The sequence below is a fragment of the Flammeovirga agarivorans genome (assembly GCF_012641475.1).
GTDB lineage: Bacteria > Bacteroidota > Bacteroidia > Cytophagales > Flammeovirgaceae > Flammeovirga > Flammeovirga agarivorans.
Window position 1 is genome coordinate 329,662 of the sequence record NZ_JABAIL010000001.1, and the last position, 24,381, is coordinate 354,042.

Genomic DNA, 24,381 nt, shown 5'->3' on the forward strand with positions numbered 1-24,381 from the left:
GATATTTTGATACTTATCTCAGAGTATTTGTACTCTATCCATTCTTTCTAAGTGTGGGTTACTTTAAAGTAGTAGTGGATATATTTCCCATTATCATCATTTTTATACCCTTTTTCATAAATGATTATATGGACTTACTGTTTAATTTTGAAATATTATTTAAAATTAGTCTAAATAAAAACTACACCATCAAACTACCTACTATGTTTCAAACGATAACAGATAAACCAGCTAAGGAAAAACAAATTGATTTATCATTTCTATTTTCTCAGCATGCAGAAAGTAGATTGAAATATATTCAAGACATTGGAAAAGCGACAGACAAAGTGTTAGGGTTCTTGGAAGAACGAACTAAACCTTTTAGTGGAATACAACCAGATGATCTACAACCATCTTTTGATAAGATAGATTTAAACGATGAACCACTACCGTTGGAAGAGGTATTAGATGAGCTGAAACATCTTTACCTCGACCATGCGGTAGCATTTCATTTACCAAAATATATTGCTCACCTAAATTGTCCTACAGTGATCCCCTCATTGGTAGGAGAGCAAATCTTATCTGCTGTAAACTCCTCGTTAGATACTTGGGATCAAAGTGCCGGAGGGACCTTGATTGAGCAAAAACTGATTCAATGGACAGCAGATCAAATTGGTTTCGAAAATGGAGATGGTGTATTTACCAGTGGAGGTACACAATCTAATTTGATGGCAGCTCTATTAATGAGAGATTCTTTCTCTTATGAGCAATTAGGTTTTGATATCAATAAAAATGGAGTACCGAAAGAAAAGCTGAAAATATTTAGCTCAGAACATAGCCACTTTAGCACAAAAAAAAGTGCAGCAATTTTAGGGTTAGGACAGGATGCAGTAATCAGTATTCCTACGGATGAAGATTTTAAAATGAGAACTGATCTTTTGGAGTCTGCCATATTACAATGTATCTCACAAGGTGACTTTCCTATCGGAGTAGTGGCTACTGCGGGAACGACAGATTATGGAAGTATAGATCCTATTCACCTTATCGGAGACATCGCAGCAAGATACCAAATGTGGTTGCATGTTGATGCAGCTGTTGGTGGTGGCTTACTTCTGTCTGACGAATATAAGTATTTGTTAGATGGTATAGAAAAAGCAGATTCAGTAACGATAGATTATCATAAAACCTTTTTCCAAACGGTAAGCTGTAGTGCATTCGTAGTGAAGAACCCGAATGTGTTATCTCTGATTAGTCACCATGCAGATTATTTAAATCCTAAAGATCAGAAGGCAAATGGCTACCCGAACCAAGTAGATAAGTCGTTACAAACAACCAAAAGATTTGATGCATTAAAATTATGGTTGACTCTAAGAAATATGGGGAAAAGCCAGTTGGGAGCATATTATGATAAAACGATTTCATTGACAAAGATGGCAGCTGAGATGATAGAAGCTCACTCTTCTTTCGTATTGGTAAACCCTCCAAAATTAAATTGTCTTGTATTCAGGTTTGAGAAATCACAACATGAGAATATCGATTGGAATACATTAAATAAAGATATTCGAAAGGCCTTATTTTATAATGGTGAAGCATTGGTTGCCGCCACAAAATATAAGGGAAATAACTACTTGAAATTTACGATTCTGAACCCATCCATGACTTCTGCTGACCTTAAGGAAATTTTAGGATTACTAGAAGGTTTAGGTTTGGAGTTAATCAAAAAATTAGAATATAAACTAGAGAACTAATGGTAGTCGATAAGAAAATATATGATATTATAGGAGTTGGTATTGGTCCTTTTAATTTAGGTTTAGCCTGTCTTACAGATCCTATTGAAGAGTTAGATGTATTATTTCTAGATAAGTCTGAAAGCTTTAATTGGCATCCTGGAATGTTGATGGAATATACAACGCTTCAAATTCCATTCATGGCAGACCTAGTTACTTTAGCAGACCCTACTAGCAAGTATTCCTTTCTAAATTATATCAAGCAGGAAGGAAGAATGTACTCTTTCTATATCAAGGAGAACTTCTTGCTTTTACGTCAGGAGTATAACTACTATTGCCAATGGGTGGTGAGTCAATTAGCAACTTTACAGTTTTCTACTGAAGTGACCACAATAGATTACGATGAGGAATTACAATTGTATAAAGTGATTTCACGACATACTAAAACTGATGTAATGGTGGAGTATTGGGCAAGGAAATTAGTCTTTGGTACAGGAACAACCCCTTATGTTCCTGAAGCGGCACTTCCTATCCAAAATAAAGTAGTTCATACCTCAAAGTTTTTACATAATAAAGAAGAAATACAGCAGCAAAAATCGATTACGGTTTTAGGCAGTGGACAAAGTGCAGCAGAAGTATTTTATGATTTACTCTCAGAAATAGATGTTCATAACTATTCATTGAATTGGGTGACAAGGTCTTCTAGGTTCTTCCCGATGGAGTATGGTAAGCTAACTTTAGAAATGACTTCTCCAGAATATGTTGATTACTTCTATCAGTTAGGAAAACAAAAAAGAAGAGAACTTTTAGAAGAACATAAACACTTGTACAAAGGGATAAATGAGGATCTTATTAATGAGATTTTTGATTTAATCTATAGTAAGAAACTTAATCACCCGGATGTGAATATCTCTCTAAGAACCAACTCAACATTGGTCAACTCTACTGTCGATAACGGTCAAGCAGTGCTTGCATTACATCAAGAAGAAGAGGAGAAATATTATAAGCATACTACAGATGTTGTATTGGCAGCCACTGGATATAAAGCGGTAACTCCTTCTTTTGTTAATGGGTTGAATAAGCATTTACGCTTTGATCAGCAAGGTAATTTTGCAGCTAGAAGAAACTATTCTATTGACCATAAAGGGACAGATGTTTTTGTGCAGAATGCAGAATTACTAACTCATGGTTTTGTTACACCTGACTTAGGAATGGGGGCTTACCGTAATTCATTTATCATTAAAGAGATTACAGGTAAAGAATACTACCCAATTGAGAAGAAAATCGCATTCCAACAATTTGCTGTAGGAGTCGATGAAGAAATCTCACATCCTAATGAAATTTTGAATAACACATTAGAAGAAGTGATGTTATGAAGCTGAAATACTTTTTAATAATAATGACGTTTATTGCTGTTGTCAGCGATACGATGTTACATCCTTTTTATCCACAGTTTTTTATGGATAAATTCTTGGTCGAAAGACCAGAACATGTAGGGTATTATTTAGCAGCTTGTTGTCTGATTATTATGTTGGCATTTCCATTTTGGGCATGGGTCAATAAGAAGTATCATTTGTTTGATATCTTGATTATTACCCAATTGGTAGCCGCTGCATTATGTATCACCATATTTTGGGTCAGCAACATCTTCTTGTTTTGGACAATAGCATTAACCATGATCTTCTTTAAAGGGAGCTACTTATTAATGTACCCTTTTATCATGAAGATTGATGAACAGGAAAACCATACATCATCCATTAGTATCTTATCCGTTATCGTTCACTTGGGAGCTATTTTAGGAGCTTTTTTCGGTGGTGGAATGTTAGACTATGTAGATGCATCGTATGTCTTTTTCATTATGGCAGCAGGTGATCTGATTCAATTTGGTGTTTGTCTTTATCTAAAAAAGATACATGATACATCGACTGAAACAAGTGCAACAAAAGAAGACGAAAAAGAAGAAGAGTCGGCAAGTACTTGGGCTCCTCATGTATTAAAGATTGGTGGAATTACGATGGTGTTGTATTTCAGTACATTTTTAATTCGACCTTTCTTTGTAGAGTATTGGGAGGCAGTAACGCAAACTAATAGTAATCTAATGGGAGGGATGATGTATTCAATTCCTGCTTTTGTTGGAATAATGGCACTTATCTACAATCACTATGTTGCTAAAAAACAAAGTCCAGTAAAAGTTATTCTACCTTCTTTGGTATTAGGTTTTTGTGGTATCCTATTACAGGGATCGGGTTTTAGTTTTAGTATTATCATAGGGCGATTGATGTATGGATGGGCAGTATTTCAACTGTATGTTCAATTTGATGTTATCGCTTTCCAAAAGAGCAAACCGGAAAACTATGCTTCTGATTACAGTAAAATTCACTTACTACAAAACATGGGTGTTTTAATGGCATCATTGGTATCAGGGTATAGTGTTGAGTTATTCTCATTGACAATGCCATTCTGGATTTCATCTGTCGGTTTTATTGTTGCAGGATCCCTATTTGTGTTTTTCTTCAGAACTGAACTATTTAAAAAAGTAAAAACTAAAACGCTTAAATCTTTATCGGTATGATCATTCAAAAAGATCACCATGTAGAATGGTTAGAAAATGCGAAAACGCACATTTTACCAAAAGAAGGGTATGGAACATTTTCACTTAGGCCTTTTGATTTAGCAACTGATATTGACTTTTTACATGAGTGGGTCAATTTACCTTATGCTAAATACTGGCAATTGGAAAACTCTACAAAAGAAAAAGTAAAAGAGGTCTATGAGGAAATAGTCAATGAAACGAGTACGATTGTTTTTATTGGTCAGTTTGATAATGAACCTGCTTTTTTAGTGGAGTATTATAAGGCACAAGAGGATAGAATTGGAGAATACTACCCTGCTCAAGAAGGTGATTTCGGTTTTCACATTTTAGTGGGACCGTCCGATACTCCAAAGAAAGGTTTTACAACTAGTGTATTTAAAATGGTCATGGACTTTCTGTTCCAACAAGATCAAGTCACAAGAATAGTGGTAGAGCCAGATGTGGATAACGATAAAATCCATGTCTTAAATAAAAGAGCGGGATTCCAATACGATAAGGTAATTACGCTACCAGAAAAGAAAGCACACCTGGCTTTTTGTACTCGAGAAGATTACCAATTATGATTCATCATTTTCCTTTTAATTATGACGTCTGTAAATAATAGTTTTATGCTTTCACTAGAAGAAAAGGTGTGGCATAAAGTCAATCAATTATATATTAAAAAAGCCATTAGTGAGTTCTCTCATGAAAGGTTACTTTCTCCTGTGAGAATTGGGTTCGAAAACGATTGGGGAGTATATCAAATACTTTCTGATTCGTCTGAATATACCTATATTTTTAAAGCACAAGAGATGCAATTAGATCATTGGAAGATCGATGTGCCATCTATAGTGAAAAATAAGGGAGACGAACAACAAGAGCTGCTTCTAATGGATTTTGTTTTGGAGTTTAAAGAACAACTTCAAATCCCTGAATCCATGTTGGAAACATACCTAGAAGAAATCTCATCAACATTGTATGGAGCTACTTATAAGTATAGTCAAAATACAACGACAGCAGATGAGTTATCAAAGGGAGATTTTCAATTAATCGAAAAAAATATGATTGAAGGTCATCCTTGTTTCTTAGCCAATAATGGACGTATTGGTTTTGATGTAGAAGACTTTTCAAAATATGCACCTGAGGCTTCGAGCGGTTTCAAAATGTTATGGTTGGCAGGGCACAAAACATTGGCAACTTTCTCATCAATAGAAGGTCTTTCATTTGAAAAAGTGATGCATCAAGAAATTGGTAGCTTACAATTTGAGCAATTTCGAGATGAACTAAAAAGTAAAAATTTAAACCCTGATGATTACTTTTTCTTCCCTATGCATCCATGGCAATGGAATAACAAATTGTCTATCATTTTCTCTTCAGATATTGCTTCTAAACAATTGGTAGTATTGGGAGAAGGTAAAGATAAGTACCAGCCTCAACAGTCTATTAGAACCTTATACAATACAACTTCTACGGATAAGTATTATGTAAAAACAGCGCTATCGATCCAGAATATGGGTTTTCTTAGAGGGTTGTCGCCTTATTATATGAAAGGTACTCCAACGATTACAACTTGGATCTCTAACTTTTTAAAAGATGACGAATACTTAAAGTCAAAAGGATTTAAAATGTTAGGCGAGGTGGCAACCTTAGGATATAAAAATCAATATTTCGAAAAGTTCGGTAGTAAAAGTGCATACAATAAAATGTGTGCTGTTTTATGGAGAGAATCTCCTCATCAATTCTTAGAGGAAAACCAGTCATTATCAACAATGGCTGCATTATTACATATTGATACAGAAGGAAACTCATTACTTAAAGCTTGGATTGATCGCTCCGAATTATCGGCTTGTGAGTGGATCATTAAATATTTGGATGCTTATTTAACTCCTTTATTGCATTGTTTCTATCAACATGATTTAGCGTTTATGCCACATGGCGAAAACTTAATTCTGAGGATGGAAAATAGTGTTCCTGTGAGTGTCTTTATGAAAGATATTACAGAAGAGGTAGTGTTATATGAACCAAAAGAGAATATGCCGGAAGAAGTTTCTCGATTAGTAGTGAAGACTACTGATGAGGTAAAGTCACTTACGATTTTCACAGACGTTTTTGATTGTTTCTTCCGCTTTGTAGCACAAATACTAGATGAACATTGTGATGTCTCTGAAGAACATTTTTGGGGATTAGTGGCACAATGTATTTACCAATACCAACAAGAGCATCCTGCACTCGAAGAGAAGTTTAAAGCTTCTGATCTATTTGCAGATGACTTTATTCTCTCTTGTTTAAACCGTTTACAATTACAAAATAATAAACAAATGGTTGACCTTTCAGATCCTGTAAATAGTCTACAGTTCATTGGTAGAATTAAAAATCCTATCGCACAATTTAAAATGTCAACTGTTGAAGTTTAGAAAATGAAAAAAAGATTAGAATCGATTGATTTTGTTAGAGGAATGAGTGTGTTGCTACTCATTCCTTTACACTGTATGATGATGTATGCCACACTAGATACATGGCAGAATAGTGAATTAGGGCAATTTATGCAGTGGGTAGAAAAAGGATCTCCTGTGTTTATGGTAGTGATGGGCTTTTCTTTTGTATTTTCTAAAAGACAGAAGCCGTATGATTTATTATTAAGAGGAGTAAAAATATTAGGTATCGGTTACTTATTGAATTTTCTTAAGTTCAATGTTCCTATGGTTTTGGGGTGGTTTCCAGAGAAACTAATTCTTGCCAACCATTTAAAGGTAGAAGAATTTCAAGAAAATATGCTTCATTTCTTCTTACTGGGTGATATTCTACAATTGGCTGGTTTTACATTATTGTTTATGGCTGTACTTTATAAACCATTAAAAAATAAGTGGAATATTCTGGCTACGGCACTACTGATTGTTCTTGTTTCTAAAGAATTAAGTGGTATTAGAATTGGTTATGGATTTGTCGATTATTTCTTAGATATCATGTGGGGAAATCAATACAATGTTTACTTCCCACTTTTCCCTTGGATGGCTTTCATTTTTATCGGAAGATTTATTGGAGAATTGTACTTAGAAGATAAATACAATACAAAGCGATTCTATAAAAAGGTATTAATATATAGTGGAGTATTGGTTGCAGTTGGCTATGGACTTTGCCTTTATGATTATGAGTATCATTTCGGAGATTATTATCATTTAGGAGCTGGAGGAACACTTATGTTGATGGGACTTAATGTTTTCAATTTTTATTTAGGGCATATCGCTTCTCTTGTGATAAAAAGCAAAAAAATAAAAGCAGTAGTGAATTATGCAAGTAAGAATGTTACCGCTTTTTATATTCTTCAATGGGTCTTTATTGACTGGGGAATGGCAATTTTTGGATTTGCTAACTTAACACAAGTTCCAATTATGATGATTATTACCGTATATATTCTTCTCACATTTAGCGTTTTATTGGCAAGGGATTATGTTGCCAAAAAATCTAATACTTGGTTCAAATGGGCAGGTAATAAAGATGTTGCAAATGTGAATTAATTGTTCTCTTTTAAATTTCTCATTTCATAATTAAATGTCTGAAAACGTAGTTATTAAGTCTATTATTTTGTTCAAATTTGTATTGTGGGAATCGAAAAATATAAATACTAATTAGATGGAATACCCCAGAAACTATCCCTCAATTACAGTCTTAGAACTCGAATTATAGATGTATATAATTCATTTTAACAGATATCAATGGGGGTATAAAAAATTAACAATTATAGTGTCTTTGTTAGTTTGATATACTTCTTATTGAACGACAGTGTTATAAAAAAGCTACAGTAATTTGCTGTGGCTTTTTTTGTGTCTTTTTAATAAAGAATTGGATTATGAATAGATGCGGCAAAGAATTTTGTATTATAATTTTTTTAGTGATTACAAAAATATGATTATCAAGTCATAATAGTAAATTCCCATAAACTGATAAATAAAATAGTTGGATGAAACTTGGTGTAAAAGGATTTAATACAATCCTATTGGTAATTACTATTCTACTTACATGTTATGTCTTGATTGATTATATGATCGATGGCATTGTCTCTTATTCAACCATATTGGTTACTATTATAGTATTCTCAGTATTGGTTTTCCTAAAAGTGCTAAGAGGTGTATTGGTCAAATCGGACAAAAAAATGGTTGGTTAATTTTCAAAATTAAAGCATTACAAAAACTAAGAATGGTATAAAAAAAGGCAAGATGAATAACGTCATCTTGCCTTTTTTTATACGGTTTCAAGTATTTTTTTTGGTTTAGCTTTCTTCTTTTTTCTTCTACCTCTCCATAGTAAAAAGCCTGTGATTGGTAGACTACTACTTATCAGACTAATAAAAAACATAATTGTTTTCCCCACTATTCCGAATATTCCACCAGTATGAATATCATAATTGAGTCGGAGAATTTTTTCAGCAGGACTCGCATTTTTATACCTTCCTCTATATCCTGAATAATTAAGTTCTTTGCCTGAGTACTGATCAAAATACCTCCAATCAAGTTTACCATAGGTTCCATGTTCTGGAGAAGTATAAATAGTAATAATATCTTCTTTCTTGTTTGGAATGTATATCACACCTCCGATCATCTCAGGACTATCATTAATGACACTTTCCCAAGCTATATCAATCGTTTTTTTGCTACTATCAACTGTTGGTCTAGATTTTAATTCATTTTTATCATCTAGTTTTTCACCTCCAGAGAGTAAAAAATATACTCCGGTTTCAAACCATGAAAATGACCACACTAAACCAGTAATTACAGTAAAAATGAGTATCCATGAAGCATAGAATCCTAGTACGCTATGTAGGTCGTAGTTTTGTCGCCTCCATCTGGCATCCCATTTAATTTTAAACTTTTGTTTAATCGCTTTTTTTGATTTGTTTTTTGGCCACCATAAGATGATTCCGCTTACAAGAAGACCACTAAAAAGTAATGTGCAAATACCTATGATTTCTTTACCATACGGTAATAGTAATGAGATGTGGATATATAAGATTATAGTGAAAAAGTCTTGTCTCAGGTTTTTTGTTTTTAATACCTCTCCTGTATACTGATCAATAAAAGTAAGGTAATAGTATTCTTTTCCTTCTTCAAAATGTAATGCCATACTACTGTTTTGTGGTGATTCGTAGTAGACCCTCTGTACCAAAGTATTGGGTAGTGCTTCTTCTGCAATTTCCTTTATTTTTGATGGAGGTAAGCTATTGTCTAAGACGTTTTCTACAAAACGGTAGGGTTGTGTTATTTCTTGTATTTCATGCTCATATGCATAGATTGCCCCGGTTATAGAAACAATAAATACGACCAATCCAGATATTAACCCAACGATAAGATGGAGTTGACCAATTACTTTTTTTGTGGAAGTCATAGTGTAATGAAATGTGTGGGAGGGAGGTATTAAATAGAAGACCTAAGTAGAAAAGAAATAGAGGTAGCGTTATCAGAAACGTTACCTCTATTTTTTATTATTTCATCTAATCTTTAATTTACTCAATTGGTAAATCGAAAATACCTTTTGCGTAATGACCAACGATCATAGCACCTTCAGTAGCCGAAGCTGTTTCAGGGTTGATTTCGTAAATATGTCCACCTTTATCATTAGAGATATTTACATATACTTTACCATCTTTAATTAAGTTGGCAAAGCCCCATCCTCCACCTGTTAATGGAATACCAGTTACAGGAGTTACTTCTTTCGTATTTAAGTCGGCAATCATATAGCTTAAGTGAGCTTGTTCTTCAGCAATGTTCGGAGAATAAGTAGACCAGTGTACTTCGTCATGCATAACAACTCTTACTACCATTTTACCATTTCCAACATATACAGCACTATTGATTTTGTAACCACCACTCGCTGCTTCAAAGTCAAAGAAATAGCTATCATCAAATTCAGTATCACCCGCATTGATTCTTAAGAAACCAGATGGTGTTGTTGGAGTAGGAAGGAAACCACAAGCTAAAGAAGAAGTAGAGTAAGTATAAATATTACCGTTTTCGTCTTCTTGCATAGCTGTTTCAGATGTATAACGACCGATCTCTGATGTTCTTTCATCCTTGATAAGTTTTACAAACTCCATTGAAGGATATTCATATACAGCAATTTTTGCTGTATCTGCCATTGGAGTAGCAAACGCAGGAACAACCGCACCTGTACCAGTAAGGAAGTAAGAGATAAATAATTTATCACCTCTTTGGTGTACTCCAGTTGGGAAAGAAACTAAGTCTAAGTCTTTTCTTTCGTCAATTCTAGTAAATTTTCTTTCACTGATAGAAACATCATTTTTATCAATAAAATAAACAGTTCTTTCTTCGAAACCTTCTCTTGGAGCTCCTACAGCAATAAATGTGTCATCATCAATGTTTGTTGTAGCATAAACTCCTTGGTCAGTAACAAGTTGTCCTGAAGAAACAAGACCACCATTTTCACCCTGTAAATTGTATGCAGTAATAATGTTGTCAGACGAATAACCACCAGCAAATACCATATTTCCAGCTTTATAGAAAGACATCCAAGCAGGTTGTTCGATACCATTACCTACTGGAGAAATTTCTCCTTCAGTTAAAGATTCAGCTGTTAAAAGAACATCAATTTGACTAACTGCTTCAATACCTACAACATAGGAAGTTTCGACAGTAGGAGTAGTTGAAGACTCTTCACAAGAGGCAAAAGAGAAGAGTGCAGAACCTAGGAGAATAGATTTGATTAATTGATTTTTCATTTTGAAAAATTGTTTGTTTTATAGAATTAATTCTGAATAAAATAGCGAGCTTTAATACTAAATGCACGCCCTGGTTTTTGTTGGTTTAGGTTATCATAAACCTTAGCATCAAAAATATTTGTACACAATAATGACAGATTATAACGCCCATCTTTAAGGGTGTAAGTCACGTCGATATTATGAGTAAGTTGACTTGGAATTACAGACTTTGACTCAGATGCCGCAAGACTTGGCCATGCTAAATAAAAGTCATGTACATATCTTGAAATTGTGGTGAAAGTTAGTGTCTGATCACTTGGCAGTACTTGCTTATAACTCATCGTTAAATTGCTAAAGAGATAAGGCTCATTAGGAAGACGATCTTTATAAACAGCCGATTCAGGATCATTATTTCTTAGATTTAAGTAGGTGCCAGCCAAACTTAAGTTGAAGACATTATTGAACAAATAGTTTACTGTCAAGTCAATTCCTTGAGCTAATACTTTTGGATCGTTGACATAATAGCTTCTATTCATTCTAGGCTCAAATCGGATATAGTTTTTGGTATTTCTGACAAAACCATTGAGTTCAGCCTGAATACGATTTCTTCTTGGAGGTGTACTCCAGCGTAAACCTAAGTTTAGGTTATCACTTTCTTCAGGTAAAAGTTCTTGATTAGGAATGACATTCAACCCATCACCAAATAACTCATAAGACTCAGGGAAACGGTAGGCTTTTTCATAAGAAGCTTTAAACTGAATTGTTCTTAGCTTATATGTAGCAGCCAAACCATAACCCAAAGCATCATTGTCGTAGTTAAAATCTGAAGATTCGGTACCTTGATAATTGGATTGTACCGCAAACAACTTATAGAAATACTGTTTACCGAATACAATGGTAGATAGTTTATCATTAAAAGCAGAATAAGTATATGAGGCACCGACGACTTGTTTTAATACATCGTTGGGGTTGGAGAACTGTGTATTATTTTGAGGTTGGTGTTTGTCTGCACCTTGTAGTGTCAGTTTATTTAATGAATAATTGACGGCTACACTATGGTTATTTGTTAGTACATATTCACCGTTTACATTACCTAATAAGTTTTTTTGATTTAGTGTGAAATCTGATTTTCGTCCCATTTCACCCGTAGTAGGATGAACATCTGCTTCATAATTTCCAAACCAATCGTATCGATTTGGACTAACGTCAACACTGTTTTCCTCAGAATCAACATAAACAAAATAACTATTTACATTTAACCCTTGTGTGAAAAGGTCTTTCTTATGGTAAGTAAAATTATAGATGAGTTTATCTTCTTGTCTAAATGCTTCTCCAACAGGAAATGCAGGAGTACCAGTAGCATAAGGGTTTTGTTGAATTTCCTTATAATTTTCAGAATACAAAACGCCAAACATTAATTCATCTGCAAATTTTTTTCCCATTACTCCTGCTTCAGCCCAAACCATTTTAGAATTGTAAGCATCATGAAAACGTCTTACTTCAGTTGGTTCATCTGCCAATTTTCCAGATTCGAAATCTAAGAGGTGAACATCAATTTTATAATCATTATCACTATGGTTAAGGAATGATTTTACCCTTGCTGTAAACCCTGTTTTATTATCATGAACTTGAGCGTTTAATGAAGCCCTGTGCGTATTGAAGTTACCATATGAGTAGGAAGCATCAACATAATCAATCGGTTTTGTAGAAGTGACAATGTTTACGGCACCACCCAATGCATCCGACGATAAGTGTATAGGAACAGCCCCCTTATACACTTCGATACCTTCGATTTGGTTGACAGGGAAGTTATTTAGTGTAAGAGAGGTACCAAAGTAATCCATAGGGATACCATTAATAAATGTTCTGATTCTATTCCCTGAAAGACCATTTAGTGAAAGGGAGAAGTTGGAGCCTAATCCACCATCTTGTCTGATATTTACACCCGAGATTCTTCCTAAAAGTTGACTGGCATCTACAGTAGAGTTTTTAAACCCTTCAGTTTCAACTACCTCAACAGCATATGCTGCTTCTCTTAATAATGTTGCTTCAGACTTTCCAAGAATAGTAACTTGTTCTAACTCTGTTGTAGCTTGAGACATTACAACGTTAATGGAAGTGTTTTTAGTTACATTCACTTTTACAGTTTTTTCATCAAAACCAACGCAACGGAAATGTATCTCATAATTACCTTTAGATAAATTATCTACATTGAAAAGACCATTATTATCTGTTCTTGTATTTTTATCTGTTGGTTTTACCTGTACTGTGGCAAAAGGAACAGGTTTTTTCTTATCGTCTAATACTTTTCCATTTATGGAAAACTGTCCGTAAGTAACGGTTGCAGTAAATAATATACTGATGAATAGTAATAGTTTCATAATATTGATAATTAGTGACTACAAGCACCTACTTCTGTACTGGTACGGAGTACATCCTATTGCTTTTTTAAAAGCATAAGAGAAATGAGAGGCATGTTGAAAACCAATTTGTTCTGTAATTTGTCCAATAGGTAGTTTAGTTGTGCAAAGAAGTGATTTGGCATGTTCAATTCTTTTTCTATTGGCAAATTCAAAGATTGTTTCGTTTGTATATTTTTTAAAATATTTCTTTAAATAGGATTCATTAATTCCAACCTCTTTTGAGAGGTCTGGTATTGAGTACTGTATATGTATATTATCAGTAATCAGTTGTTTAATGAATTCTACCTTAGACTTAATAATATGGTCTGGTTGTTCTATTTCTTGTAGTCGGATAATTTCTGATAAAATTGCTACGACCTTTGATGAATAATAGAGGAACTTCCCCAAATTATTTTGATGATTGTCTAATATTTCTAATAAGATCTTATGTATTTTAAGATCCTTTTGAATAATGAAATTTGTTTTTTTATTGAAGAGAGAGAATAATGTTTCTGATAAAATTTTTGGTAATTGTAAGTGTTCAAAGTATCCATCATTAAACTCAATTACCAAGAGATCAACCTTTGACAGTTTATTGAGTCTCAGTTCAAATTGTTGCTCATTAATAAGTTCACCTTCCAAACTTCTTAACATTCGCATGTTATTGTTGACATGATATTCAACTTGAGCTTCACTTAAATTGAATACCAATATTTTTTTGTTTGGATTTAGTACAATAAAGCCATCTTCACAAGACATGTATTGTTCTACTAAATATCTATTAATCGAGAAGGATGCTAAGAGAATAGATTGGTAGTAACCTTTTACTTTGTCATTGTCCCATGACTTTTCTTCTTCATAGACACCGTTGTTTTTCGTGTTAACGTAATTTGAGTTGTTATTTAGATAATTAAAGTAAGACGAATTTTCGGGAGCTAGGAGAACATTTAGTTTCATTGTCTTGTTCTAAGTATTTGGAAACGGTTTCATATTTCTTGTTTGTTAATTATTACTGAGGCGAATTTATTATTTATTTAGATTAATTTAAAATAACCAAAAAAATAAAAATCATGAAGGTTTTGTAGAAAATGTATGGTTAACTGCTTGTTGATTAATCTTTTATTGGTTTTTGGAAAGGGTGAAGTAGAGAGATTAATTTCTATTGTCGTAATTTTTTTTTCTGAATTCGATAAATTGAATTCTACTTTTGTTGAGTTCGGTACTGATTAGGAGTTAATCCAGTATTTTTTTTGAAAGCATAAGAAAAATGAGCAGCATGTTGATATCCTACTTTTTCTGCAACACAAGAAACAGTACAATCAGTGGTTGTTAAAAGGTTTTTAGCAAATGAGATTCTTTTCTTCGTTGCATATTCAAAAATTGTCTCATCAAATGTTTCTTTAAAGTATTTTTTTAAATATGAAGTATTGATTCCTACGGATTTAGCTAAATCAGGGATAGAATATTGTATATGCAAGTCTCTATCAATAATCTCTTTAACTTTTAAGACTTGCTCTTCGTATTGATTGTTATTGTTATTGGTTTGATGTAATACCTGATCAACCACTTCTGATAACACCTCAAAAATTTTTCCATTCAAATACATTAATTGACAAACACCTCTTTTGGTTGAAGAAAGCATTTCTTGTAATAAATGAATGGTATTACCTTTTGTTTTAAAAATAGGTGAGGGGATAGCTTGAAACAGTGAGGTAACCACTTCTAATAGAGACGGGTGGAAAATCCCTTGACTAAAATAGGAATCTTCGAATTCTATTATCAGAAAGTTGCATTTTGTGTTTTTCTGAGTGATAAATTGGTGATTTAGAGTAGGGAATAAAGTACCATCCTGAGGTTTGAGAGATACTTCAGATGATAGATTCTTAATTTTTAATGAATATGCTGAATCTATATTAAATACAATGTTTTTATGATGACTTTTCAACGTAAAGAAAAACTCATCAAGAAAAATTTCATTGATTTGACAATGAGTAATGGTGAAATTGTTGAAAGCTATTTTATGATAAACACCGTTCGCAAATTGTTTTTTCCACCCTCTTTTTGTGATGTGTAATCCAAAGTTATCTTGACTTGTTAGTATCGTACTATATTTGTCAATTACCTCTATGATGTCGGTATTGGACTCCATATTCCCCCTCGATTTTGTTGATATAAGTGATAACCTGAATTGGTAGTAAGTCACAAAATTATGTTTATTTAGATTGGTTAAAAATAAAAGTGTTTAAAATTTCACATTTTTTCTGAATTAGTATGAATTTTCCTGTTTCGTAATAACAAAATTTACAGATTTCTCTATTCGTAATAATCATTTCTTTTTTCGATAGTTTTTCCAATATAGTAACCTATACATTTGTGGTGTTATTTAGATTAATTTTAAATAAGTAGACAAATGAAACTTTTTTATTCGACAATAGTTACGATAATTCTTACTGTATTCATGACTTCATGTGGTACAGAAAAGAAACAAACTTCTAACGAAGCAGCCAATAGCACATCAGGTGAGAAAATTGGTGTTCTTTTGGTCAATCATGGATCTCATTCTGAAGGATGGAGAAAAATGTTGAAAGATATTGAGTTAGATGTACGTGATGACATCATGAAAAGTGGTGATATCGCTGAGGTACGTACTGCATTTATGGAGTATACAGAACCATCTATCGCAACTCAGATGAAAAAATTCGATGCAGAAAATTACGATAGAGTTATCGTTGTGCCTATCTTCTTAACAATCTCTTCTCATACAAGTAATGATATTCCTAACATTGTTGGATTAGCGAATGATCCTAAAGTAAAAGAAGAACTAAAAGCAGAAGGCATTGAAACATATACTTCTAAGGCAAGAGTATTGGTTACTCCATTATTAGATTTCCCTACAGTATTAAAGAAAAATATTACAAGAAGAGCTAAAGCGTTGTCTAATGGTTCTGGTGATGAAGGTGTTGCTTTAATTGCTTATGGTGATGAAGAGTTTAACCAACAATGGGAAGAAATGGTAGAAGATATTGGTCGTTACCTAAAAGCACAAACAGGTATCGGTTCAATTTCATATGGATGGTGTGGTCATTTAGTAAGATACTCATCTGAACCAACGAAAAAAGCAATTGATCAGATCTTAGATTTAGAGGAAAGAGCCATTGTTATTCCGGTGTTAGTTGCTAATGATGAACATTTCCAAGGGGAAATTATCCAAAAAGGTGTTGACATGGTGGAAGATCAAAAACGCGTAGTTTATAAACAAGATGCAATTCTTCCTGATGCTAACATTAATAAATGGGTAGTGAAAATTGTTGCTGAAACAGTAGCAGAGTTAAAAGGAACAAAAGAAGTAGCAGCTAAGTAATTGCATTTTAATGATTGCTGATTGATGTATAAAGAACATCTGTCAGCAATTGTAAAACTTCAACGATCAATACGGGTTTCCATGCAGTTAAAGATAGACTATCGTAAATCAGGGATCACTCTACTAATATTTGGTGCATTTGCATACTTTGCAATTTATGGACCTTTAGATAGAGAAGATTTACATCAAAACATTTCTACAATTGAGAATGAACACTTTGCTCCAAAGTTAGTGGCAGATTTTGAAAGAAAAACCACTAAAGAAGCAGGTTTAATTTCTGAAGGGAAGAGTTATGTTTTGGGAGAGTATGGTTTAGTAAGAGCAATTCCTAAAAATGTAGTTAGAGAGGCAGGAATGATTTCTTTCTCTAATGACATGGGGGAGTCACTTCATAACAAGGAGTGGGCGAATGATATGTCTGGTCGTTTAAAAGAAAAGTATGGAGACGATGCCGAAGTAGTAATAAAACTACATGGCGATTTATGTTATGCAGAAATATACCAAAGTGGAAGGTTACGATCATTGTACTTTGAAAACATGATGCATAATACTGTACAAGGATTTTCAGGACCTATTTATATGGGTATAGAAAGTTCGTTAGGTGGTAGTGTGAGAGAAGTGTCTTACATTACATCTAAAGAGACAGAAAGCTATTTGCGAAAGGTACTTAGAAGTGGTTATTTAGATCAATATAAGAATTTAAATATAGGAGACTCAGACCATCAAATTAATGCAATATCTGGGGCAACGATCACAACAAAAGCAATGGCAGATGGAGTGACAGAAGCATTTCATGTTACAGCTCCTCAGGTCCTTGCTACTTACTACGATTTTGATGTCGATGCATTTGGAGTTAAAGCAGAGCTTACTTATTGGTGGATTGTTCACATCATTGTTATCACTGGAATTTTTGCTTTTGCGATGATTCCTCAAATTAAAAAGACTAAAAAGTCTAGACTAGCAGTTTCAATTTTTACGATGGCTTATATAGGTTTTGGAATGAATAGCTCATTCACTTATATCACTTATTTAATGCCATTTATGGGAACAGAAGTTTCTTTGTTCCTAACAATTTATGCCTTACTAACGCTATTATCAGCCGTTTGGGGAAAAAATGCTTATTGTTCATATGTATGTCCTTTTGGTGCAGCACAGATGATCACTTTGAAATATTCTCCTTTCAAATCGAAGAAATTATTTATAACAAACAAACAAGCAGAATATATAAGGTACATCGTTACATTGGTCTTATTTGTAGGCTTTGTAATAGGATATAAAGAGTTTGGGAATTTTGAACTATTCCCCGATTTATTCAGTACCGAAATCTCATCTTATTGGTTTTATATCTCTCTCGCATTTATTGCTATATCTGTAAAGTACCCGATGCTATGGTGTCGAGTAGCTTGCCCTACAGGTTGTGTATTGGATGCTGTAAAAAATGCTTCAGAAAAGAAAGTAAAACGAGGGCCAATTAAAAAGGCTCCTATGAAAAGACCTTTAAGAGCATAAACATTCTTGATAATGAAAATTACTACAACAATATTTCTTATTCTTCTCCCTCTATTTAGTTGGGCACAATCTCAATTAATTAAGATCGAGGTGATAGACAACGAGCAAAAACCTATGATTGGTGCTCATGTTTGTTTATTATCTTCTACAGGAGAAAGATCATATTATACTACAAACCAGGATGGTAAAACAGAATTGAAAATTTCTGAACAAACCAAGTGTATAGTTTCTTATACTGGATTTAAGACAACAGAATTAGAATTATCCAAACCTGGAACTTATGCTGTAAAACTAAAACCAGACTTACTAATGTTGGATCAAGTAGTGAAGACAGCCAGTGTTGAACCTCAAAAAGTAGATGAATCAATTTACAAAATAGAAGTGATCAACGGTCCAACTCTTGAAAAAATGGGGGTGCAAACGATACAGGATGCACTACGATTTCAACCAAATATCAATCTTCAACAAGATGGTGTTTTGGGTACTAGAATTATCATGCAAGGTTTAGAAGGTCAGCATGTGAAAATATTGATTGATGGAATGCCTGTAGTTGGCCGACAAGGAGGTAACATTGACTTATCACAGCTAGATGCAGCACAAATTGATCATATTGAAATTATCGAAGGGCCAATGTCTGTCGTTTATGGATCCAATGCATTAGCAGGTACGATAAATATTATCACCAAAGAAAACAAATACCATACGGTACAAGGTGTAGCAAAAGTATATGGTGAATCTGTAGGCTTAGTGAGTGGTGATGTGAACGTATCTGGTGTGAAGAAGAATCATAAATGGGGTATCAGTGGTGGTACTCGATTATTTAATGGCTTTGATCCGGATAAATCAACAAGATCCATGTCATTTAATCCAAAAGATCAGTACAACGCTGATGTATATTATGGATATAAGTTTTCAGGTTGGGATACAAAAGTGGGTGTTCGTTTTGGTAGAGAAGATTTAACATTGGTGGGAGATTATACTTCGCCTACAAATCCAGTTAGAGCATTCGATTCGAATTATATCACAGATAGAATCACGTATTACGGTCAGTTCAATAAGCAGTTTAATAATGGTGATGCTTTCCAGGGTATGGTATCATACAATACATATGATAGACATGGTCAACAATACTTTGTAAAGATCAATGAAGGTACAGAAACACCACAAGGAGATCCATCGCATGATGCATTCCAAACATTAAATACTCGTCTTTCTTATGCAAAACAGGTAAATGATTGGTGGAAAGTAAATGCAGGCTATGAGTTAACAGACGAAACGGGTAGCGGTGATAAAATGGATGAAGGAGCAAGACTTACCGAAAATGCAATCTGGACAGATATGAATATGAAAATATCTGAAAGATGGGCTTTCCAGCCAGGAGCAAGATTTATCCATCATTCTCAGTTTGGAGCACCACTGATCTATTCTGCTCATGTGAAGTACGATGATAAATCATCTTGGGCGGGCCGATTGTCTTTTGCAAAAGGTTTTAGAGCACCTTCTTTAAAAGAAATGTACATGAATTTTGTGGACTCAAACCATGAAATCTATGGAAACCCGGACTTACAGGCTGAAACGTCTTACAGCTTAACGGGAAATATCAGTAAGAATTTAGAGTTATCGGAAAGTGCTTTAGTAAGGTTAGAAGCTTCTGCTTTTTATAACCACTTGAACGATGTTATTGAGTTGGCACAAGGAGAAGATGGCAGATCGTATATCTATACGAACGTTTCCCAGAAGAAAACTCAAGGTGGAACTTTTAAAGCCACTTATAATAACAATAACAAATTAAAGATTGATGCAGGAGTAACACTTACGGGAATAGGTTACGACTTGTACAATGAAGGAAATTTTGACTTCAGGTATTCAACAGATCTTGTTTCATCTGTTTCCTACTTCTGGCCTCAATTTGATTTGTCAGCAAGATTAGATTACAAATACACAGGAGCAAGAGTTCAATTAACAGTTTCTGATGTTGATGCTCCGGTAGAGGAAGGGACAGTAGATGCTTACAATATGCTGAACTTCTCTTCAACAAAAAACTTCAAAAATAAAAAGTATGCTGTAACGGCAGGGGTTAAAAATATTTTAGATGTAACAGATGTGACAAATACTACGAATGGTGGTGCACACTCTGGAGGTACATCGATGTTGATCGCATGGGGAAGAACCTACTTTGTATCATTCAAGGTAGCCATCGGTAAACCATAATTCACAATAAGTTCTATTCAATTTTGAAATTTTTTCTTAAACAAAATAACAATGAAAAAACTAGTAACAATTCTTTCAGCTATCGCTCTACTTTCATCTTGTAACGAAGAATCTACTCCGGTAGTACCAGAAGATACTTCTTCTCATGATCTACAAGTTTCTCTTTATGGATTACCAGTGGTAACTATCGAAAAAGAACAATACCCAGGTGGCCCAGTGACTGAGGTTGAGTTGGACTATAACCGTCAGGTATACATCGATCTTGATGCTGCTTCTGCAGACACGAATGCAGATACAACAGGTATCCACTGGAACGATGCTGGATATGTACAATTTGATATCCCAGGTGGTGTAGACACTGCTGAAGGTAGCGAAGGATGGGACATCGTGATGACTTATTATAACGGTTACACTTCTGATGGAGAAGGTGGACAAGTTCCTTATTACATGACAGGTGGTCTAGTAAACAAAGGTACAGCTAAGGCACTTCGTTTAAACAAAGCAGAATTAGAAGAAGAAGGTCAAACTTTTGTAGCTTATAATGATGTTACTTTCGAAGATGCTTCTGCTTTAACATTATCATCAAGTGCTGATGCTATTGGTTCTGATTGGAAAGCGTTAGATTTCGAAACGTTCACTTACAAGATCGTTGAAGACCAATACTATATTGTAGAGTCATCAGAAGGTAAATTATACAAGCTTACATTTACAGATTTCTATAGCGAAGAGGATGGTACTAAGGGATTCCCTAAATTCAAGTTCCAACGTTTAATTGCTGAATAATTTCAGTTGTCACTATATTCAGAATACCTCTGAGCATAAACCGTAGAACATTTACTTTGTTCTGCGGTTTTTATATTAAATTACAATATGTTTTACGATGAGGCTTAGTTAAGTCTCCCTTCCATTTTAATATTACTGATGAAACAACTTCTTTTATCAACTATTCTTTTATTTACTTCGCTTATTGTGAACGCACAGTTGAAAGCATATCAGATCTTCGACAAAGAAGGAAAAGAAGTAACCTTTGAGGAAATGTCTAAAGCCTTAGAGCAATATGATGTTGTCTTTTTTGGTGAACTACACAATAACCCAATTGCCCATTGGTTACAATTTGAGTTATCGAAATCATTAGCAACAGCAAAGAATAATGAGATTATTTTTGGTGCTGAAATGTTTGAAAGAGATAACCAAGTAGTTTTGAACGAATACCTTGAAGGTTATATCAAAGAAGCTACTCTTATTAAAGATGGAAAAGCTTGGGACAACTATAAAACAGACTATGCCCCATTAGTAGATTTTGCTAAAGAGATAAATGCTCCTTTTGTAGCGACAAATATACCAAGAAGGTATGCAAGTATCGTTTCTAAAAAAGGTTTGGAAGAATTAGAAAAACTAGAAAAGTCAACTAAGAAACAATATATCGCTCCACTTCCAATAGAAGTGCCTTATGACTTACCTTCTTATAAAGAAATGGAAGACATGATGGCAGGGCATGGAATGAAAGGAAAAGCTAAAAACTTTGTGGCTGCACAAGCAATCAAAGATGCAACAATGGGTAACTCTATTGTGAAAGCTTTAAAAGACAATAAAGGAAAATCGATGCTTCATTTTAATGGTAATTTCCATTCTAAAAATCATGAAGGTACGGTTTGGTATGTAAAACATTACAATAAAAAAGTGACTTGTGGAGTCATCTCTTTTGTAGATCAAAGTGACTTATCGAAGATAGAAGATATGAATAAAGGAGACAATGAGTTTACGATTGTATGTAATTCAAATATGACAAAAACATTCTAGTTCGTCTTACATATTGTGACTTGAGAGCCATTTTCTAAAAAGAAGATGGCTTTTTTCATACATGAAACTTTATTCTTCAGTGTATTTATTTAATTTAGTTTTTAGATAATCACACCACTTGTTGAAATGCGATGGCAGGATGCATTATTAAACTGTGATCGACATGGATACTTTCTACTGATATCAATTTTTAAATTAGTTAACCCCTAACTGTGATTATCCTTTCTTATTTATTAATACAACTAGCATGAGTTTCGAACTTTTTCATTTTGACATTAACAGTAAACCGTCTATTGGAACAGCGATTTTTTCACCTCCATTTAAAGCCAATTCTGCCTTTGTAGATGAAGCTAGGTTTGTAAAAATCATCAATGGAAATACCAACCTGTATGTACCGGATAACCATTTAAAGCTGAAATCTGGAGACCACTTTATTATGAAGTGCGATAACTTTGTGAATGTTTGGGATAAAAACGCAGACGATTCCAAATCACAAGTTTTTGTGGCTCATTTTAATCCTGAAATTATTTCAACGATATATGATGATAATATACCTGAGAATTTTCAGCAGAATTCAAGCATAGAAAACAACGCAGTAGAAATGGTAGAAGCCAATATAATGTTGGATACATTTATCAATTCAATGCTTTTTTATTTTCAGAATAAAGAAATGATGACTGAAGAGCTACTTAAGTTGAAAATGAGGGAGTTACTCTTGATTCTTATCAATTCTGATAAAAATGGAAAGATAAAGATGATGCTTAATAACCTTTTCAAAGCGAAAGAATATGATTTTAAGGAAATCATTCATGCTCATCTCTATGAAGATTTAAGTATTCAAGACCTCGCCTTTTTTACTGGTTTGAGTTTATCAACTTTCAAAAGGAAATTTAAGACCGTATTTAATACGAGTCCCAATCAATACATAAAAACCAAACGTTTGGCAAAAGCAGAAAATATGTTGAGAGTCACCAACGAAAGAATTTCTGACATAGCTTACGATTGTGGTTTCAATGATATAGGCTACTTTTCAAAGATGTTTAAGTCGGAATATAACATTACACCCACAGATTTCAGAAAGAGTCTAGTCGTTTAAATCACTTCGGCTACTTTATGAGGAAATTCCAATGGAAGCAGATGACCACCTTCATAGATTTCTATGAGTTGAAGATGTGGGTTCAATTGCTTCCATTTTTTTCTGACTTTATCCGTTAGAAAAAGGGAAGGTTTACCCGCAATTACTTTGAAGGGTATTTCAACTTTTTTGATGGCGTTGTCCAAGTTTCTTGGTTTTCCATAATTATACATTTCCCAAACAGGATCATATAACAGTGTGTACGACTTGGATAAACTTCTTGATGCGAGTTGATATAATTGAGCATCATCAAATCTTTTATAACCTTTATTTTGTCTTAGATATTGGTAGTACTCATCTATATCATCCCATGTCTTTTTCTTCCCCTTTGTCGCCTTCATCGGTTTAATTCTTTTCTTGATAAACAGTGGCATAGGATTAAAGATCATTTGGATGGTTTTTGATACGCTACCAGGTTCAATAAGGATCAATTCCTTAAATAAATCGGGTCTTTTGATATAGGCTAAAAGAGTAGCAGTGGCTCCTTGAGAGTGCCCAATGCCAACAATAGGTGTGGTGTATTTTTGTTCTATAAACTGAATGAGATCGTCTGCATATAACATCCAGTCAATTTGTTTATTAGGTTGATAAATATCTTCCCAACATCCTCTAAAGTATAAACTACTTAATGCATATTTTTGAGATAAATCAGAAGTTAATTCATAGTAAACATCTGTAGGAAACCCATTAGCCCCATAAAAATGAGCAGGAACACCATCTGTAGAGAATTCTTGATAATTTGCTTCTAATGAACCAAGTTGAATAGAGAGTAGCTTATTTTGCATTTTAGTGAATGTTTATTCATAAATATAAAAAAATAATTTTATTAGTTGTGTGGAACTATATTGTTAAAATCGTTGTTCAATTTGTTCAAATATTAAATAAGTGTTAAATTAACTTTCGTCAGTTTACCTACAATAAAAAGAAAATTATAACTCAAACTATTTAAAAATCAATTCAATCGAGACTGCTTTTT

At 33.7% G+C, this 24,381-nt stretch carries 19 protein-coding genes; 13 read left to right on the forward strand and 6 right to left on the reverse strand.

Annotation, left to right across the window (positions count from 1 at the left end; translation table 11 throughout):
• Positions 1-203: 203 nt before the first annotated feature.
• The 7 genes from HGP29_RS01450 to HGP29_RS01480 all read left to right on the forward strand — a co-directional run bounded on the left by HGP29_RS01450 (position 204) and on the right by HGP29_RS01480 (position 8,440).
• Positions 204-1,727, forward strand: coding sequence for a pyridoxal phosphate-dependent decarboxylase family protein (locus tag HGP29_RS01450; protein WP_168880529.1), 1,524 nt, complete (start codon positions 204-206; stop codon positions 1,725-1,727).
• Positions 1,727-3,082, forward strand: coding sequence for a lysine N(6)-hydroxylase/L-ornithine N(5)-oxygenase family protein (locus HGP29_RS01455; protein ID WP_168880530.1), 1,356 nt, complete (start codon positions 1,727-1,729; stop codon positions 3,080-3,082). The genes HGP29_RS01450 and HGP29_RS01455 overlap by 1 nt, the downstream gene beginning before the upstream one ends.
• Positions 3,079-4,278, forward strand: coding sequence for an MFS transporter (locus HGP29_RS01460; RefSeq protein WP_235958245.1), 1,200 nt, complete (start codon positions 3,079-3,081; stop codon positions 4,276-4,278). The genes HGP29_RS01455 and HGP29_RS01460 overlap by 4 nt, the downstream gene beginning before the upstream one ends.
• On the forward strand, positions 4,275-4,862 hold the full coding sequence (locus HGP29_RS01465) for a GNAT family N-acetyltransferase (RefSeq protein ID WP_168880532.1): 588 nt from the start codon (positions 4,275-4,277) through the stop codon (positions 4,860-4,862). The genes HGP29_RS01460 and HGP29_RS01465 overlap by 4 nt, the downstream gene beginning before the upstream one ends.
• A 45-nt stretch (positions 4,863-4,907) precedes the next feature.
• Complete coding sequence (locus tag HGP29_RS01470) at positions 4,908-6,692, forward strand: IucA/IucC family protein (protein WP_211093170.1); 1,785 nt, start codon at positions 4,908-4,910, stop codon at positions 6,690-6,692.
• Positions 6,693-6,695: 3 nt separating this feature from the next.
• Positions 6,696-7,793: a heparan-alpha-glucosaminide N-acetyltransferase domain-containing protein gene (locus HGP29_RS01475; RefSeq protein WP_168880534.1), complete on the forward strand. Its 1,098-nt coding sequence runs from the start codon at positions 6,696-6,698 to the stop codon at positions 7,791-7,793.
• 443 nt (positions 7,794-8,236) lie between these two features.
• Positions 8,237-8,440, forward strand: coding sequence for a hypothetical protein (locus tag HGP29_RS01480; RefSeq protein ID WP_168880535.1), 204 nt, complete (start codon positions 8,237-8,239; stop codon positions 8,438-8,440).
• A 77-nt stretch (positions 8,441-8,517) separates the two neighbouring features.
• Here HGP29_RS01480 and HGP29_RS01485 read toward each other — a convergent pair whose 3' ends face one another.
• The 5 genes from HGP29_RS01485 to HGP29_RS01505 all read right to left on the reverse strand — a co-directional run bounded on the left by HGP29_RS01485 (position 8,518) and on the right by HGP29_RS01505 (position 15,538).
• Entirely contained in the window at positions 8,518-9,657 is a 1,140-nt protein-coding gene (locus tag HGP29_RS01485) for a PepSY-associated TM helix domain-containing protein (protein WP_168880536.1), read from the reverse strand.
• Positions 9,658-9,775: 118 nt separating this feature from the next.
• Positions 9,776-11,008 (reverse strand): DUF4374 domain-containing protein, encoded by a 1,233-nt coding sequence (locus HGP29_RS01490; protein ID WP_168880537.1) that lies wholly within the window; start codon positions 11,006-11,008, stop codon positions 9,776-9,778.
• A 26-nt stretch (positions 11,009-11,034) separates the two neighbouring features.
• Positions 11,035-13,368: a TonB-dependent receptor gene (locus HGP29_RS01495; RefSeq protein ID WP_168880538.1), complete on the reverse strand. Its 2,334-nt coding sequence runs from the start codon at positions 13,366-13,368 to the stop codon at positions 11,035-11,037.
• A gap of 18 nt (positions 13,369-13,386) precedes the next feature.
• Entirely contained in the window at positions 13,387-14,346 is a 960-nt protein-coding gene (locus HGP29_RS01500; protein WP_168880539.1) for a helix-turn-helix domain-containing protein, read from the reverse strand.
• A gap of 244 nt (positions 14,347-14,590) precedes the next feature.
• Positions 14,591-15,538: a helix-turn-helix domain-containing protein gene (locus HGP29_RS01505; RefSeq protein WP_168880540.1), complete on the reverse strand. Its 948-nt coding sequence runs from the start codon at positions 15,536-15,538 to the stop codon at positions 14,591-14,593.
• A gap of 261 nt (positions 15,539-15,799) precedes the next feature.
• On the opposite strand from HGP29_RS01505, the gene HGP29_RS01510 reads away from it, so the two are divergent.
• The 6 genes from HGP29_RS01510 to HGP29_RS01535 all read left to right on the forward strand — a co-directional run bounded on the left by HGP29_RS01510 (position 15,800) and on the right by HGP29_RS01535 (position 23,366).
• Positions 15,800-16,750 (forward strand): sirohydrochlorin chelatase, encoded by a 951-nt coding sequence (locus tag HGP29_RS01510; protein ID WP_168880541.1) that lies wholly within the window; start codon positions 15,800-15,802, stop codon positions 16,748-16,750.
• A gap of 81 nt (positions 16,751-16,831) precedes the next feature.
• The gene (locus HGP29_RS01515; RefSeq protein ID WP_168880542.1) at positions 16,832-18,259 is read left to right on the forward strand and encodes an FMN-binding protein; all 1,428 of its coding nucleotides are present in this window, start codon (positions 16,832-16,834) and stop codon (positions 18,257-18,259) included.
• 12 nt (positions 18,260-18,271) lie between these two features.
• A complete protein-coding gene (locus HGP29_RS01520) occupies positions 18,272-20,470 on the forward strand; it encodes a TonB-dependent receptor (RefSeq protein ID WP_168880543.1) in 2,199 nt (732 codons plus the stop codon).
• Positions 20,471-20,521: 51 nt separating this feature from the next.
• Positions 20,522-21,253 carry an HmuY family protein gene (locus HGP29_RS01525; protein WP_168880544.1) on the forward strand — a complete coding sequence of 244 codons (732 nt, stop codon included), beginning with the start codon at positions 20,522-20,524 and terminating at the stop codon, positions 21,251-21,253.
• A 138-nt stretch (positions 21,254-21,391) separates the two neighbouring features.
• Positions 21,392-22,270 (forward strand): ChaN family lipoprotein, encoded by an 879-nt coding sequence (locus tag HGP29_RS01530; RefSeq protein ID WP_168880545.1) that lies wholly within the window; start codon positions 21,392-21,394, stop codon positions 22,268-22,270.
• Between the two features lie 247 nt (positions 22,271-22,517).
• The gene (locus HGP29_RS01535; protein ID WP_168880546.1) at positions 22,518-23,366 is read left to right on the forward strand and encodes a helix-turn-helix domain-containing protein; all 849 of its coding nucleotides are present in this window, start codon (positions 22,518-22,520) and stop codon (positions 23,364-23,366) included.
• Here the strand turns inward: HGP29_RS01535 and HGP29_RS01540 are convergent.
• Positions 23,363-24,190, reverse strand: a complete 828-nt coding sequence (locus HGP29_RS01540; protein WP_168880547.1) for an alpha/beta fold hydrolase — start codon at positions 24,188-24,190, stop codon at positions 23,363-23,365. The genes HGP29_RS01535 and HGP29_RS01540 overlap by 4 nt on opposite strands.
• Between the last annotated feature and the right edge of the window lie 191 nt (positions 24,191-24,381).

Bases quoted from the DNA above. Each gene is read 5' to 3' on its own strand.
- HGP29_RS01530 (WP_168880545.1), top strand. From the start codon at position 21,392: ATGAAACAACTTCTTTTATCAACTATTCTTTTATTTACTTCGCTTATT.
- HGP29_RS01525 (WP_168880544.1), top strand. From the start codon at position 20,522: ATGAAAAAACTAGTAACAATTCTTTCAGCTATCGCTCTACTTTCATCT.
- HGP29_RS01470 (WP_211093170.1), top strand. From the start codon at position 4,908: ATGCTTTCACTAGAAGAAAAGGTGTGGCATAAAGTCAATCAATTATAT.
- HGP29_RS01515 (WP_168880542.1), top strand. From the start codon at position 16,832: ATGCAGTTAAAGATAGACTATCGTAAATCAGGGATCACTCTACTAATA.
- HGP29_RS01450 (WP_168880529.1), top strand. From the start codon at position 204: ATGTTTCAAACGATAACAGATAAACCAGCTAAGGAAAAACAAATTGAT.
- HGP29_RS01505 (WP_168880540.1), bottom strand. From the start codon at position 15,538: ATGGAGTCCAATACCGACATCATAGAGGTAATTGACAAATATAGTACG.
- HGP29_RS01495 (WP_168880538.1), bottom strand. From the start codon at position 13,368: ATGAAACTATTACTATTCATCAGTATATTATTTACTGCAACCGTTACT.
- HGP29_RS01535 (WP_168880546.1), top strand. From the start codon at position 22,518: ATGAGTTTCGAACTTTTTCATTTTGACATTAACAGTAAACCGTCTATT.
- HGP29_RS01490 (WP_168880537.1), bottom strand. From the start codon at position 11,008: ATGAAAAATCAATTAATCAAATCTATTCTCCTAGGTTCTGCACTCTTC.
- HGP29_RS01520 (WP_168880543.1), top strand. From the start codon at position 18,272: ATGAAAATTACTACAACAATATTTCTTATTCTTCTCCCTCTATTTAGT.
- HGP29_RS01465 (WP_168880532.1), top strand. From the start codon at position 4,275: ATGATCATTCAAAAAGATCACCATGTAGAATGGTTAGAAAATGCGAAA.
- HGP29_RS01500 (WP_168880539.1), bottom strand. From the start codon at position 14,346: ATGAAACTAAATGTTCTCCTAGCTCCCGAAAATTCGTCTTACTTTAAT.
- HGP29_RS01540 (WP_168880547.1), bottom strand. From the start codon at position 24,190: ATGCAAAATAAGCTACTCTCTATTCAACTTGGTTCATTAGAAGCAAAT.
- HGP29_RS01510 (WP_168880541.1), top strand. From the start codon at position 15,800: ATGAAACTTTTTTATTCGACAATAGTTACGATAATTCTTACTGTATTC.
- HGP29_RS01475 (WP_168880534.1), top strand. From the start codon at position 6,696: ATGAAAAAAAGATTAGAATCGATTGATTTTGTTAGAGGAATGAGTGTG.
- HGP29_RS01455 (WP_168880530.1), top strand. From the start codon at position 1,727: ATGGTAGTCGATAAGAAAATATATGATATTATAGGAGTTGGTATTGGT.
- HGP29_RS01480 (WP_168880535.1), top strand. From the start codon at position 8,237: ATGAAACTTGGTGTAAAAGGATTTAATACAATCCTATTGGTAATTACT.
- HGP29_RS01485 (WP_168880536.1), bottom strand. From the start codon at position 9,657: ATGACTTCCACAAAAAAAGTAATTGGTCAACTCCATCTTATCGTTGGG.
- HGP29_RS01460 (WP_235958245.1), top strand. From the start codon at position 3,079: ATGAAGCTGAAATACTTTTTAATAATAATGACGTTTATTGCTGTTGTC.